The following is a 14,925-nucleotide window of genomic DNA, read 5'->3' as shown; positions in this document are numbered from 1 at the left end:
CCGCCCACACCGCCACCCCCGGGGGGGCGCGGGGGGGGGCGCCCCCCGGCCTCCCCGTGGACGATCAGTAGGTGTACTGGATCTCGCCCCCCAGCATGCGGGGCTCGGCCGGCTGGGCGAAGCCGCCGGAGACGTACTCGGCGTTGTAGCGGGTGTCGGTCAGGTTGTTGACGTAGAAAGTGGCGGACCATTTCCGGTTGGGGCTTTCGACGCCGACCTGCAGGTTATAGAGATTGAAGGCGTTGCGCGGTGTCGCGTTTTCCGGGTCCCAATACTGCTTGCCCTTGGCCTCGACATCGAAGCGGCCGAAGAAGCCGAGCCAGCGGTTGAAGGCATGGTGATACTGCACGCCGATATTGGCGGTGAATTCGGGAATATAGGGTGCCCAGTTGCCCTGGTCGGCCCGGTCGAACGTGTATTTGGTGATCGAGCTGTGGGTGTAGCCGCCGTTGGCGAACACATCCAGGCCGGGAAGGATGGCGTATTTCGCCTCCAGTTCGCCGCCCGTCAGGTGGATCTTGTTGATGTTGACGAGGATCTGCGCGCCGACCGAGCCGACGAACAGGAAGTAGAACGAGTTGCGGTCGCGCGTGTCGAAGAAGGAGCCGTTCAGAGTCAGGCGATTATGGAACCACTGGCTCTTGAAGCCGGCTTCGACCGTGTTCGCCACCTCGGGCTTTACGGTATTGTAGACGCCCGGCAGGTGCGCGGCTTCCGCCGTGCCGTTCTGGTTGAACTGCCCGCTGCGGAAACCGATGCCGTAATCGACGAAGAAGGTCAGGTTCGGGTTGACGTGATAGGTCAGCGTGCCCTTGGGCTGCCCCTGCTTGAACCAGCGCGTGCGCCGGCAGGACCCGCCCGACATGGTGCAGCCGGCGGGCACGCCGCCGCTGCTTTCAGGATTCACGTACTGGTTCAGAGAATTCCAATCGTACCGGTAGCCGAATTCCGCTGTCAGGTTCTTGAGGATATCATAGGACAGATGGCCGAACAGCGCGAAGTCCTGGTTGTGGTCCGAGTTGCCGAAATAGGTCAGCGTCTGGTTGGGCGCGTATCCATAAAGCGGCGAGGTGCTGATACGGGCGATGCCTTTGCCGGTGTCCGCCCCGGTGGTGGAGGCCAGATAGTCGCGCGTGTCGAGGAAATAGCCGCCGCCCATCCAGCGGAAACGGCGATCGGAGCGTGACGTGACGCGGAATTCGTCTTCCCACGAGGTATTCTGGGCCCACTGGGTCTGCGTGCCGTCATAGCCCGAACCGCGCGTTGCGGTGTAGGGGAACTGGTCCGTGCCGATATATTCGTTGATCTTCACCCAGCCCAGCGTGTTGGAGAAGGTCGCGAAGGGCTGCGTATAGACCAGGCGGAACGACGCATTGCGGATGTCGCGCTGGTTGTCGCCCCGGTTGTTCGCGCAGAAGGTGCGGCTGACCCTGTTCGCATCCGGCGCGGGGCCGCCGAACGGGTCCGTCGGGTCCAGGAAGCAGGGGCGGCTCGGGTCGTATTTTGCGGATTGGTAGTGATAGTTGTTGGCGCCGCCCTGTGTTTCGTCGAAACCGACGCGGAAGTCGGCGGTCAGGTCGTCGGTGATGACGGCCTTGATGTGGCCACGGCCGGTATATTCGTTGGAGCGGTCGACGGTCTTGTTGAGGTAGACGTTTTCCAGCAGGCCGCCGAAGGAATGTTCGCTGAAATTGACATCGTAGAACAGGCGGTCTTTCACGATCGGGCCGGCGAAGGAAATCTTGCCCCGGTAATCGGCGCCATTGCCGAACTGGGCGTCGGCATGGGCGTAGAACGTGTTCGTCGGCTGGCGCGTATTGATGACGATGGCGCCGCCGATGGCGTTGCGCCCCCACAGGTCGCCCTGCGGGCCGCGCAGCACCTCGATCTGGCCGACATCGTAGAGATCCTGCGTGAACTGGCGGGAATCCATCTGCTGCACGCCGTCCACGATCACCGCGACCGGGCTCTGGCCGTTGCGGACCTGGGTGATGCCGCGAATGGTGATGAAGGACACGCCGGCCTGCTGCGCCTGGGTGATGGAGACGTTCGGGGTCAGGGCGATGAAGTCGCTCACACCTTGAATATGCGCATCCTTGATGTTGGTCGCCGTGAAGACGGTGGCCGAAACGGGGGCGGATTGCAGTTTCTGCTGGCGCGACAGGCCGGTGACGACGATGGCTTCGGACTGCGGGGCCGCCGGCTGGGCCGGTGCCGCCACGGCGGCCTGGGCGTTGGTCGCGTTAGGCTTTGCCGTTGCCGTCGGAGTGGTGGCCTGTTTGCCGGTCTGCCCCTGTCGCTTGGTCGGGGGATCGCTGGCGGTGTCGACCGCGGCGAATGCGTTTTCCACGCCCGCGGGCATCAGCCCGAGCGAGAAGACGGACGCCAGAATGACCCGCTTTTTCGATATGTGCTTTCTCATGATTTCCACCTGATATCCGCGTGATGTCGTGACGCGGTGTGTTGTTGTGTCCTGGCGCGGTCAGCCGCCCGCGCCGGCTCCCCATGCCCCGCCGTTCGCCGTGCCGATTTCGATCCTGTCGCCGGGCTGGAGCGACAGGCCGGACACGAAGGCGTGGTTTTCCGTGCGGCCGTCGGCGTGTGTGATGGCAAGGCGGTTCGTGCCGCCCGGCCCCCCGCCGGCCGATCCCCATGCGGGCTGGCGCGTTCGGCTATAGCCTGCCGACAGGATGGCTTTTGCCCGGACGCCGTAGCACATCGACAGCCCCTGGCCGCCGGGATGCCGTCCGGTGGATGCCGGGGCCGGGTTCAGGCGGCGGTAGAGGACATCGAGGCCGTAGCGGCTTTCGACAATTTCGGCGGGACAGTTGAATGTCTCGCCATGGCATGCGGAATAGAGCGCGGTTTCGCCTTCCCGTTCCGCGGTCGCTCCCCATCCTCCCATCTGCGGTTCCACCATTGTGAAACGCCGGCCGGTATCCGGGTGGAGTCCGGCGACGACGGTGCCGCAGATCGAACTGAAATGACCCGCAGGCAGGCGATCGGGCATGGCCTGCGCGATGCAGTGCCACAGCAGGTCGTACAGCCCGATCCGGATCTCGAAATAATAGCCATGCGGGGCGGTGCCGTCCGCGTGGAAGATCGTGCCGGGGCGCGTGAGGACCTCCAGTGGCCGGAACGAGCCCGCGTTGGCGGCGGGCGTCGGGTCGGCCAGGGCTTTCAGGATCATCTGCGCGGCGATGACCGCGCCGTCGCGCGTGGTGTTGTACGGGGCCGCGCGCTGGTCCGGTGCATCGCGCAGGTCGACGGTCATCCGCTCGGCGGTGATCGTGACGGTGACCGACCACGGGGTGCCGTCATCGCGGGTTTCGGTCAGCGAGAACGTGCCGTGGGGAAGTGCGGCCAGGCCGGACCGGACGCGGGCTTCCCCTTCCGCGAACAGATGGTCGACGGCGTCGCGATAGGCCGCCTGCCCATACTGGCCGACCATGTCGACCAGTCTGCGCGCGGCCAGGCGGGACGCGGCGATCTGGGCCCACAGGTCGCCCCGGACGAAATCGGGCAGGCGGCTGTTGGCCGCGATGATGTCGAACACCGCATCCAACTGCCTTCCCGCCGCGCACAGGCGCACGGCGGGAAGGCGCAGACCTTCCTGGAAGATCTCGGTCGCGTCGGTCGACATGGACCCGATGACCAGGCCGCCGATATCGTTCCAGTGGGCGATGGAGGCGGTCCAGGCGATCAACTGCCCGTCGGCGAACACCGGCAGCGCCACGACGACGTCGTTCAGATGCGTGACGCCGCCGTGATAGGGGTCGTTCGTCACGAACATGTCGCCTTCGCGCAGGCTGTCGCGCGGATGGACGGACAGAATCCATTTCACGCTCTTGTCCAGGACACCGACGAAGGTGGGAATGCCTGCGCCGGAACTGAGAAGATTGCCGTCGGCATCGGTGATGCCGGTGCCGACATCCAGCACCTCGTAGATGACGGGGCTCATTGCCGTCTTCTTCAGGATGGCGAACATCTCCTCGGCCGCGGAGGCGATGACGGACTGGATGACGGTGCGCGTGATCGTGTCAGCGGTCATCGGTCTGGTCCTGGCCGTGGGGCGGGATCACGGAAAGGGTGCGAGGCAGGCCGGAGAGGATTTCCGGCCCGTCATCGCGCAGGAAGACGATTTCCTCCAGGCGGATGCCGAAACGGCCAGGCAGATAGATTCCAGGCTCGATGGAAAACACCATGCCGGCTTCGAGAATTGTTTCGGATGTTTCGGTGATGAAGGGGGCCTCGTGCCCTTCCATGCCCAGGCCATGGCCGGTACGGTGGACGAAATACGGCCCGTAGCCCGCCTGTTCGATCACCCTGCGCGCGGCACGGTCGACCGAGGATGCCGTGGCGCCGGGGCGCGCGGCCTTCAGCGCCGCCTGCACGGCGGCCTCCACGATCGCGTGGATCTCCGCGTAGCCTCCCGGCTCATGTTCCAGCACGGCCATGCGGGTGATGTCGCTGCAATAGCCATCGCGGCGAGCGCCGATATCGATGACGACGGCATCGCCCGGCGACAGCACGGCGGCACCCGTATGGTGGTGGGGCAGGGCACCGTTCGGGCCGGTGGCAACGACGGCGAACTTGACCTTCGCGCCTTCCGCGGCGAAGGCGCCGGCTATGCCTTCGGCCACTTCCGCCTCGGTGATGCCCGGACGCATGGTTGCCAGGGCGTGCAGCATGGCACGGTCGGCGATCGCCGCATTCTCCTTGAGGAGCCTGTATTCCTCCTCGTCCTTCAGCATCCGCGCCGCGCCGGCGACATCGCGGGCCATCACCACGTTGGCACCAGGCAGCCTGTCGAGCACGGCCAGGGCGAAATCGGTGCGCATGGCCTCGTCGAGGCCGACGCGGAGCGGCGTGACGGGCGGGCAGGTCGCCGCCAGGGCCGTTTGCAGGGCCTGCGCCGGTCCCTGCGCATCGGTCCAGGTGGCGAGGGGAAGATCGCTGCGCGCCTGCGTGTCCGCTGCGTTGAGTGCCGGCATGACGAACATGGCCTGCTGCCGCCCGACCAGCAGCAGCGACAGGCGCTCGTCCGGGTAGGGATGGAAGCCAAGCAGCCATTCGACATAGGTGCCCGGACCCAGGACCAGCAGGTCCACGCCGTCATCCGTCATGCGATGCCTGAGGCGCGCAAGTCGTTGCTTTATCGTAATATCTTGCATGGTCACCCACCTTTTGGCCGTCCGGCTGCCATCCGGACCTGTCCATTCACACTGGCAGGAAAAAGGAGATCGTTGGTTTCTGGTGCCGGCGTGCCGGCGGTGGTCAGGTCGTGTAGAGACGTTGCGCGTGTTCGGCGGTGATCAGGCCGTTCTTCACGTCCCGTGCCACCAGGGCGGGGTCGCGCAGGGCCGGGTTGCCATAGCCGCCACCGGTGCCGGTGACGATGCGGATCACGTCGCCTTTGTCCACGCGCAGGCCGGAGACGAAGGCATGGCGTTCCTGCGTGCCGTCGCGGCGCAGGATCAGCGCATAGTTGCCCGTTCCCTCATGCCCATCCTTGAGGGACCACGGCATGATGCGCGAGCGCGTATAGCCGATCGTCAGGAAGGAATTGTCCTGGCGCACGCCGTAGTCGATGACGATGCCGCGCCCGCCGCACCACTGGCCCTCGCCGCCCGGCCCGGTATGCAGTGCCATCCGGCCGATATGCAGGCCGTTGCGGGCCTCGGAAATCTCGGCGGGACAATTGTAGGTTTCGCCGTGGAAGCCCGAGAACAGGGCGCTGTTGCCGTCATGGCCCTCGCGCCCGCCCCAGCCGCCGATCTGCGGTTCGATGATGGTGTATTGCCGGCCCGTATCGGGGTGGATGCCGCCGATGAACGTACCGCCGATCGTGGCGAAATGCCCGGCCCCCAGACGCTCGGGCATGTGTTGCGCCAGGCAGCGCCAGATGAGATCGAAGACGCGCACTTCGGTTTCGAAATAAAAGCCGATCGCGGCGGGTTCGCGCGCATGGAAGACCGAGCCTTCGCGCGTCAGCAGGCGGATCGGCCGGAAGGTGCCGTCATTGGCGGGCGACTGAGGGTCGCACAGCGCCTTGAGCATCATCTGCGCGCAGATCATGGCGCCGTCGCGGCTGGTATTGGTGGGTCCGACATCCTGATCGGGGTTGTTACGCAGGTCGACGACGAATTCGGTGGGCGAGATGGTGACCTTCACGTTGTAGACGCGGCCGTCATCCTGCTCCTCGTCCAGTGCGAAGGTGCCGTGGGGCAGGGAGGCGAGGGTGGAGAGCGTGACCTTCTCGCCGAAGGTCATGAACCCTTCCATCGCTGTTTCGAACGTCGCGACGCCGTATTTCGTCGCCAGTTCCGTCAGGCGGCGGGCGCCGATCCGCACGGCGGCGATGGCGGCCCAGAGGTCGCCTTCTAGAAAATTGGGCATTCGCGAGTTGCAGCGCAGGATCGCGAAGACCGACTCGTTTGCCTCGCCGGCATCGATCAGGCGGATGGCGGGCAGGCGAAGACCTTCCTGGAAGATTTCGGTTGCCTGGACCGAAAGGGAGCCGGGTGCCATGCCGCCGACATCGGAATTATGGGCGATGTTCGCGGTCCAGGCGATGAGGCGCCCTTCCGCGAAGACCGGCATGGCGACCACCAGGTCGTTCAGGTGGGTCACGCCGCCATAATAGGGGTCGTTCGTGATGAAGACGTCGCCCGGCTGGATCGTCTCCTGCGGGAACTTGGCCAGCAGGACCTGAACGGCCTTGTCCAGCACGCCCACGAACGAGGGGATGCCCGCGCCCGAAGAGGCGATGCGGCCCCATGCGTCCAGGATGCCCGTTCCCATGTCGAGAACTTCATAGATGATCGAACTCATCGCCGTCTTGCGCATGGTGGCGAACATCTCGTCCGCCACGGCCTGGAGCGAGTTCTGGATGATCTCCAGCGTGATCGGGTCGTGGCCGGCCTGGCCCGTGCTGTCGTTCATGCGGCTTCTCCGGAAACGAGAAGGATATGAAGATTGCCGTATCCGTCGACGGATACCGTGTTGCCGGGATGGATTACGATGGTGGTACCGCTGTCCTCGACGATGGCGGGGCCCTGGAAACGCATGCCGGGGGCAAGGCGGTCGCCGTTATAGATCGCCGCCTCGTGCAGGCCGTCCTGCGCGTAATCCACCTGTCGCCGGCCCTTGAGGGCACCGTCGGCGTCGGGCGGGCCGCTGGGCCTTTCCTTCATGTTCAGCTTGCCGACAGCGGCCGAGGCCACCAGATGCACGCCGACCATCTCGACGGGCGCATCCAGGCGGTAGGTGTATTCGCGTTCGTAGGTCTGGTGGAAGGCCGTCAGGATGTCCGCCAGATGTCCGGCGGCGAGGTCTCCGGCGGGGATCGGCACCTCGGTTGTATGTTCCTGGTTCTGGTAACGCAGTTTGACGTAGCGGATGAAGCGGATGCTCTCGGCCGGCACGCTTTCCTGGACGAAGCGTTCGGTGGCGGCAGCCTCGATTTCGGCGAACAGGGTGGCGATCGCGCTTTCGGCACCCTCGGCCATGTCCATCAGGCGTGTCACGAAATAATCGTGCCGGAGGTCGGACATCATCATGCCCCAGGCCGAGAACACGGACGCGCTGGCGGGGATGACGACCTTGCGTACGCCGAGTTCCATGCCCAGTGCGACCGCGTGCATCGCGCCGCCGCCGCCGAAGGCGACCAGTGTGAAGTCGCGCGGGTCGAAACCCCGGTTCAGCGAAATCAGCTTCAGCGCATTGGTCATGTTGTTATTGGCAATGCGGATGATGCCGCGCGCCACGTCGGTGGTGGAGATGCCGATCTTCGCGCCGAGCGCCTCCAGTGCGCGTTCGGCCGCCTCCATGTCGGCCTTCACCGACCCGCCGCAGAAATAATCGCGGTTGATGCGGCCCAGCCAGAGATTCGCATCGGTCGTCGTCGCGTCGGTGCCGCCGCGTCCGTACGCGGCGGGACCGGGACTGGCCCCGGCGGATTTGGGACCGACATGGAGTTTGGCGAATTCGTCGACCCAGGCGACGGACCCGCCACCGTTGCCGATTTCCACCAGGTCGACGACCGGCACCATGATCGGATAGCCGGCGGAGGTCCGGTCCCGTTCGATCCAGTAATCGGTCATGATCCGGACCTGGCCATTCTCGATCAGCGAGCATTTGGCCGTGGTGCCGCCGATATCGAGCGCCAGCACGTTCGGCTCGCCGATCATGCGCCCCAGTTCGGCGGCGCCCCAGAAGCCGGAGGCGGGGCCGGATTCGACCATCGTGATCGGGGTCGCCGCGGTGGAGTCGACGGAATCGACCCCGCAATTCGACTGCATGATGAAAAGGTTTCCGGCAAAGCCGCGATCGCTCAGGCCGCTGCGCAGGCGCGACAGGTAGCGTTCGGCCACCGGTTGGACATAGGCTGACAGGACGGTCGTGTTCGTCCGTTCATACTCCCGCCATTCGCGGGTGATCTGGTGGGAGGCGACGACGGAAACCTCGGGCCACAGACGACGGATTTCGGCTGTTACGGCCTGTTCGTGCGATGGATTGGTGTACGAGTGCAGGAAGCAGACCGCGATGGCCTGCACGCCTTCGGCACGAAACATGTCGATGATGGAGGGCAGCGCGGCCATATCGAGGGGCGTGGATTCCTCGCCTTTGTAGGACAGTCGGCCCGGCAGTTCCGCGCGCAGGTGGCGGGGCACGAACGGCGGCGGCTTGCGGTAATTGAGGTTGAAGAAATCGGGTCGGTTTCCTCGGGCGATTTCCAGGATGTCTCGAAAGCCCTCGGTGCTGATCAGGCCGACCTTCGCGCCCTTGCGCTCGGTCAGTGCGTTGATGACCACCGTTGTGCCGTGGGCGAGAAAATCGATCGTTCTGGCCGTTATCCCGGCTTTTTCGATGACGTTCAGAACCCCCTGCTCGAAGTTCGGGGGCGTCGTATCCGACTTGGCCGTCAGGACATGCGACTCGCCTGTGGCGTGATCGGTTTCGAAACAGACCAGATCTGTGAATGTTCCGCCGACATCTGTTGTTACGCGGATCGTTTTTCGTGACATAATCCGATCTCCTGACCGAGATTGTTATGACAAGAGGCAGACTGCGCCTGGAACCTTGAGAAACTGCGCCGCCTGAACGCGCGAGGGCGTGTAATGTCCGGCCTCGTGCAGGCAGTTGATGCTGCCGATATTCCGCCCGCCGACGATGACGGGAACATTGATGACCGAGGCGCAGCCGAGCGAATGAATCAGGGCGTGGTCGTTGAAGACTTCGGCGATTTCCGAAATCGTGTTGGCCACGAACGTCTCGTGCCGTTCAAGGACGATGGTGGACCATTTTCCGGGGCTGAGCGGCTTGGTGCCCGATACGGGATAGGCATCGGGCATGTTGGTATAGCGGCGCTCGGAAACGCCCTTTTCCAGATCATAGGCCGTGATGGTGAACAGCTTGACCCCCACCGTCTGGTCCGCGAGCGTGTGCAGCGCATGAAACATGCCCGCGGGTTGTTCGCACCCGTTCTGCATTGCTGGAATGAAGATATCGTCCAGTTGTTCGGACATGATCTTTCCCTCGCCGGTCGGATGATGATCCGGCCGGTGTGTTTATTGATGTAGCCTTTGCACTGTCCCTTTTTGGGAAAGTGTCGCGATGTTACTTGCGTGCCATGACTATGCATCGCTCCGTTTTCGGGAGCGGGTTATTGCCACGACATCGGTGACGGGCGTGACATGCCCATCTTCGGCGAACACATCCATCGTGCAGGTGTGCAGGACGGAGGCGGGTTGCATGGTATGGTTCCAGACCGAATGCTTGTGCGTTGACTGGAAATGCGCTGAATCGCCCGTACGAAGGATCGCGCGGTGGCCGGCGACTTCCAGGGTGATTTCCCCGGCCAGCACGAAGAAGATTTCCTCGCCCTCATGGCTGACGGGTGCGTCGCGAAAGCCGGGCGGCTTATGGATGATCACGCTGCGCAGGATATTTCCCTGGAAGGGAACGGACAGGCGTTCGTATCGAACCGCTGTATGGGTCGATGGGTCCAGCGACCGTTCGTGACGTTCTTCGCCTGCATCCTTTTCCAGCCGGAAGTTGGAAAAGAAATCGTTGGTGTCGATGCCCAGAGCCTGGCCGATCGAGAGCAGGGATGTCAGGGACGGGACGGTGATGCCGCGTTCCACCTGCGAGATGAAGCCTACGGAAAAACCCGCTGCGCCGGCGACATCTTTCAGGGTCAGGCCACGCTCCTGGCGGACGGTACGCAGCCTTTGCCCCAGTGGGGCAAGGCCGTCCGCCTGCGCTAGTCGAGAGGTGCGTGAACCCTGTTGAGACATCGCAAATCGTACCATACCCAGTTCGTTCCGTCATACGATTGAAGTATTCCTTCAAACTGTCAATCAGAATTTTAGCTGGGGTGAAATTTCGTCCGTGAGGGTGGGGTAAAGTCGGGCGATGGTTTTCTCTCTCTCTCTCTCTCTCTCTCTCTCTCTTGGCGTGCTGGTGAGGGGAGGTGGCAGCGGCCGCCCACTCATGGATCGCGACGGCGAACAGGATGGTTGCCAGGTCGGTCTATGCGGTGGAAAGAAGATGTTGGCCACCGAATGGGCTGACGGTGGCGAGAACTGACAGGCCCGTGAAATAGACGAAGATCCAGCCGGCATGGCGCAGGTCGCGATGCAGGGTGACGCGCCCATCGCGTGTGAAGCGCAAGGCCAGCATGATCGTTGAGCGCCCGAGCGGCATGGGCAGCAGCCAGCGCAGGGTTGGCCAGCCTGTCCAGAGTACCATCAATGTTGCGATGGCGAATGCGAGCGGAGAATACAGGGTAAAGGGGGATACCGACGCGGTGCTGGTGGTCGACGAGACCGGTTTTCTCAAGAAGGGGACTGCATCGTGCGGGGTAGGACGGCAATATACCGGGTCCGCGGGCAAGATCACGAATTGCCAGATTGGCGTGTTCACGGCTTATGTCTCCGCCAAGGGGCACGCATTTCTCGAACGGGCTTTGTATCTGCCGAAGGCCTGGACGGAAAAGCCTGAGCGGTTGGCGGCGGCCCATGTGCCGGACGATGTCCAGTTTGCCAGCAAGCCGTCTCTGGCCACGGTGATGATCGGTCGGGCGCTTGCGGCCGATGTGCCGTTCCGGTGGGTGGCCGGCGACAGCGTCTATGGCGTCGGGGAACTGGAAATGGCTTTGCGCCGTGCCGGCCGGGGCTATGTTCTGGGCGTGAATGCCAATCATCACTTCCATTTCTGGCGGCCGGATGTCTGCTGGGCCGGCGAGGCGCGCGAGATTGTCGACACCCTGCCGGACGCCGCCTGGGTCCGCTGTTCCGCCGGACGCGGCACCAAGGGCGAGCGGCTGTATGACTGGCTGTATTGCCCGATGGCCGATCTCGAAGCCTCCGAATATTCAGAGACCTCAACCGGGACATGGACCCGTGGGCTGCTGGTCCGGCGCAATCTCTCCGATGGCGATCTGGCGTATTTCACGACCTGGTGCCCTCAGGGGACGCCGCTCGAGACCCTGGTGCGCGTCGAGGGTACGCGCTGGCGCATTGAAGAGGGTTTCGAGACCGCCAAGAACGAATTCGGCCTCGATCACAACGAGACCCGATCCTGGCATGGTTGGCACCGTCACGTCTCGCTGGTCATGCTGGCTTACGCCATGATGGCCGCTGTGCGGTCCAAGGCCAACGCCATGGCGCTCAAAAAAAGCCAGTTGGACTAACGCGGCCGCTCATCCGTTGGTCAATCCAGGAAATCCGCCGTCTTGCCGTGAAGATGACCCGAAGCCGCGCCTCCATCGGGCATATCCTCCGATGGTCGTTCTTTCAGCGTGCTCATCAGGTTGCAGCCTGCCTCTCTCATAGCAAACAGAAAGCGCAACTGTAGTGATAGGCCGTCTTGCGCGGTCTCGCCAGAGATTCCAGTTCCGGACGCTCCAATCGCCAGTTCAATCGCAAACGCCGCACGCCCTATTCGATTACCTCTGCCATCAACTTAATCATATAAACTTATCGATCAGGACAAGGGAGTCTTTTCCGGAAGGGGGGAGGATGATATGGCCCGGCCTTATGCCCTCTGAAGGAAACGCACCATGCCGCCGGAACTGATCGCGGTGCTGATCGCGGTCAGCGATGACCGGCCGATGGTGCTGACGCTGGACGGTGGCCGACTGCTGCCGTCCGGACCGCTGGAGGCCGGCCATCGGTCGCTTCAGACCGGTCTGCGGCTGTGGGTTGAACACCAGACCGGCCATGCGCTGGGGCATGTCGAACAGCTTTATACCTTTGCCGACGCGCCGGTGGATGGCGGGCCTGACGAGCGGCGGGTCATGATTTCCTACCTGGCGCTGACCCGTACCCGCCGGGGGGAGCGTGGGTGGCGCGGCTGGTACGAGTACTTCCCGTGGGAGGACCAGACCGCGCCCGAAGGGCGTGACCTGGTGGTGCGCATTGCCGGGCTGCTGGAGGAATGGGCCGGTCGTGCCCCGTCCGCCGCCAGGCAGGAGGCCCGGCGCCAGCGCGTGGCGCTGACCTTCGGGCTGGAAGGGTTGGGCTGGGACGACGAACTGGTGCTGCAACGCTACGAACTGCTGTGGGAGGCCGGGCTGGTGCCGGAATCCGCCCCGCCGGGGGAGGCGGTGCTGCCCGGCATGGGCATGGCGCGGGACGAGCGGCGGGTGCTGGCCACCGCGATGGCGCGCCTGCGGGCCAAGATCCGCTATCGGCCGGTGATCTACGAACTGATGCCCGACAGTTTCACGCTGCTGCATCTGCAACGCACGGTGGAGGCCGTGGCCGGTCAGCCGATGCACAAGCAGAATTTCCGCCGGCTGGTGGCCCAGCAGGGGCTGATCGAGGAAACGGGCGAGGTGGCGCCGGATACGCGGGGCCGGCCGGCGCGGCTGTTCCGCTTCCGGCGCGAGGTGATCGGCGCGCGGCGGATCGCGGGGTCCAAGCTGCCGCTGGCGCGTGCCGTGTGAAAGCGTGTCCGCAATGACGCGCCGGCGGCGGGCCGATCTTGCTCATCCGAGCATTTCCGGACAGGTTGTGTGGGCGATGTTCACGGATATGTTTTCATTAACCAATGAACTGGAACTGGGCCGTTTTTTTCGTGATGCGAGGCTGGCCGCGTGCCGCCGTGGCTTGACGTGAGCCGCCGGCGGGTTGAACAGCACGAATGCGACGCTATTTAGCCCTATTATGCTCAACATGAGTATAAAGGTCGAAGGAGACCGTGATGTCCGAAACCCTTGCCGCTCCGTCTCAGCTTGACGCGCTTTATGATCGTGTCGCCCGTGTCGTCCCGCGTCTGGAATGGGATCTGTTCGCTGACGATATCGCGGCGATCCTGGAGCTGAAGCGTCGGCGCAATGCGGTGATCCTGGCCCATAATTACCAGACGCCCGAAATCTTCCACTGTATTGCCGACATTCGGGGCGACAGTCTGGCGCTGGCGCGCGATGCGCAGGGGCTGGATGCCGAGGTGATCGTGATGGCCGGCGTGCATTTCATGGCCGAGACCGCCAAGCTGATGAACCCCGACCGCACGGTGCTGATGCCGTCGCTGGAGGCCGGGTGCTCGCTGGCCGATTCGATCACGGCCGAGGACGTGCGCGCCCTGCGCCGCGCCCATCCGGGCGTGCCGGTCGTGACCTATGTGAACAGCACGGCGGAGGTGAAGGCGGAGAGCGATATCTGCTGCACCTCGGCCAATGCGCGGCGGATTGTGGAAAGCCTGGGCGTGCCGCGCGTGATCATGATCCCCGACGAGTTCCTGGCGCAGAACGTGCAGCGCGAGACCGGCGTGGAGATCATCACCTGGCGCGGTCATTGCGAGGTGCATGAGCGTTTCACGCCGCAGGAAATCCGCGCTTGGCGCGCCGACAATCCCGACGTGGCGGTGCTGGCGCATCCGGAATGTCCGCCCGCCGTGGTGGCGGAGGCCGATTTTTCGGGCTCGACGGCGGCGATGTCGGATTTCGTCTCCAGCGGTGCGCATCGCAAGGTGCTGCTGGTGACCGAATGTTCCATGAGCGACAATCTGGCCGCCACGCATCCTGACGTGGAGTTCGTCCGGCCGTGCAATCTGTGCCCGCACATGAAGCGCATTACGCTGCGGGCCATCCGCCACGCGCTGGAGACCATGAGCCACGAGGTGACGATCCCCGAGCATCTGGTGGCGGGCGGGCGGCGTGCGGTTGAACGGATGCTGGCGGCGTGACCGGTTTCGCCGCCCTGGCCGGGCAGCCGGTCATTGCCGGGGGCGGGCTGGCCGGTCTGGCGACCGCGCTGCTGATGGACCGGCCCTGCGTGCTGCTGTCGCCAATGCCGCTGGGGCAGGACGCCGCCAGCGCGCTGGCCCAGGGCGGGATCGCGGCGGCGATCGGGGCCGATGATTCGGTTGCCCTGCATGAGGCGGACACGCTGGCGGCGGGGGCCGGGCTGTGCGTGCCCGACGCGGTCGCGGCGATTGTCGGGGCCGGGCCGAATGCGGTGGCGGGGCTGCGCTCGCTGGGCGTGATGTTCGATATGGGCGCCGACGGGACGCCTGACCTGCATCTGGAAGCCGCGCATTCCCGCGCCCGCATTGCCCATGCGCTGGGCGATGGGACGGGGGCCAAGATCATGCGCGCGCTGGTGGCGCGGGTGCGGGCCACGCCGCGCATTACGGTGGTGGAGGGCGCGCGCCTGCGGCGGCTGATCGTGCGTGACGGGCGGGTGGCTGGTGTGGAGATCGTGCGCGGTGGGGTGATGCTGGCCCTGCCGACCGGTGCCTGTGTCATAGCCACCGGCGGGCTGGGCGCGCTGTTTCCCGCGACGACCAGCCCGGTGGGCGGGCAGGGGCTGGGACTGGCCTGCGCCGCGCGGGCTGGCGCGGTGTTGCGGGACATGGAGTTCGTCCAGTTTCATCCCACGGCGCTGGCCGATGGGCCGGCGGGGGCGCCGCGGG

General features: G+C 64.7%; 11 protein-coding genes and 1 pseudogene. 4 read left to right on the top strand and 8 right to left on the bottom strand.

Going from position 1 to position 14,925, the window contains the following annotated elements; translation table 11 throughout:
• Positions 1-64: 64 nt before the first annotated feature.
• From ABF821_RS13565 to ABF821_RS13530, 8 genes are all read right to left on the bottom strand, one after another.
• Positions 65-2,422, bottom strand: coding sequence for a TonB-dependent receptor (locus ABF821_RS13565; RefSeq protein WP_415530364.1), 2,358 nt, complete (start codon positions 2,420-2,422; stop codon positions 65-67).
• A 60-nt stretch (positions 2,423-2,482) separates the two neighbouring features.
• A complete protein-coding gene (locus tag ABF821_RS13560) occupies positions 2,483-4,051 on the bottom strand; it encodes a hydantoinase B/oxoprolinase family protein (protein ID WP_415530363.1) in 1,569 nt (522 codons plus the stop codon).
• Positions 4,041-5,174, bottom strand: a complete 1,134-nt coding sequence (locus ABF821_RS13555; protein WP_415530362.1) for a M24 family metallopeptidase — start codon at positions 5,172-5,174, stop codon at positions 4,041-4,043. Before ABF821_RS13555 ends, ABF821_RS13560 begins: the two co-directional genes overlap by 11 nt.
• A 103-nt stretch (positions 5,175-5,277) precedes the next feature.
• Positions 5,278-6,945 carry a hydantoinase B/oxoprolinase family protein gene (locus ABF821_RS13550; RefSeq protein ID WP_415530361.1) on the bottom strand — a complete coding sequence of 556 codons (1,668 nt, stop codon included), beginning with the start codon at positions 6,943-6,945 and terminating at the stop codon, positions 5,278-5,280.
• Complete coding sequence (locus ABF821_RS13545; RefSeq protein WP_415530360.1) at positions 6,942-9,029, bottom strand: hydantoinase/oxoprolinase family protein; 2,088 nt, start codon at positions 9,027-9,029, stop codon at positions 6,942-6,944. Before ABF821_RS13545 ends, ABF821_RS13550 begins: the two co-directional genes overlap by 4 nt.
• A 24-nt stretch (positions 9,030-9,053) precedes the next feature.
• A complete protein-coding gene (locus ABF821_RS13540; RefSeq protein ID WP_220791621.1) occupies positions 9,054-9,530 on the bottom strand; it encodes a GAF domain-containing protein in 477 nt (158 codons plus the stop codon).
• A 108-nt stretch (positions 9,531-9,638) separates the two neighbouring features.
• Entirely contained in the window at positions 9,639-10,301 is a 663-nt protein-coding gene (locus ABF821_RS13535; protein WP_183008784.1) for a helix-turn-helix domain-containing protein, read from the bottom strand.
• Positions 10,302-10,536: 235 nt separating this feature from the next.
• Positions 10,537-10,686, bottom strand: a complete 150-nt coding sequence (locus ABF821_RS13530; protein ID WP_415530359.1) for a hypothetical protein — start codon at positions 10,684-10,686, stop codon at positions 10,537-10,539.
• A gap of 115 nt (positions 10,687-10,801) precedes the next feature.
• Between ABF821_RS13530 and ABF821_RS13525 the strand changes: the two are divergent.
• From ABF821_RS13525 to ABF821_RS13510, 4 genes and pseudogenes are all read left to right on the top strand, one after another.
• Positions 10,802-11,698 (top strand): annotated as a pseudogene (locus ABF821_RS13525) (IS701 family transposase); the annotation flags it as partial.
• Positions 11,699-12,067: 369 nt separating this feature from the next.
• Positions 12,068-12,955, top strand: a complete 888-nt coding sequence (locus tag ABF821_RS13520) for an NUDIX hydrolase (protein WP_415530358.1) — start codon at positions 12,068-12,070, stop codon at positions 12,953-12,955.
• A gap of 257 nt (positions 12,956-13,212) precedes the next feature.
• Entirely contained in the window at positions 13,213-14,196 is a 984-nt protein-coding gene (gene nadA, locus ABF821_RS13515; protein ID WP_182972367.1) for a quinolinate synthase NadA, read from the top strand.
• Positions 14,193-14,925, top strand: a 733-nt coding sequence (locus tag ABF821_RS13510; RefSeq protein ID WP_415530357.1) for an FAD-binding protein, incomplete at its 3' end; no start/stop codon positions are given. The genes nadA and ABF821_RS13510, both read left to right, overlap by 4 nt.

The organism is Gluconacetobacter sp. (assembly GCF_047721585.1).
Taxonomy (GTDB): Bacteria; Pseudomonadota; Alphaproteobacteria; order Acetobacterales; family Acetobacteraceae; genus Gluconacetobacter; species Gluconacetobacter dulcium.
Note: the sequence above shows the minus strand (reverse complement) of the source record. Positions and strands in the feature narration are given on the sequence as shown.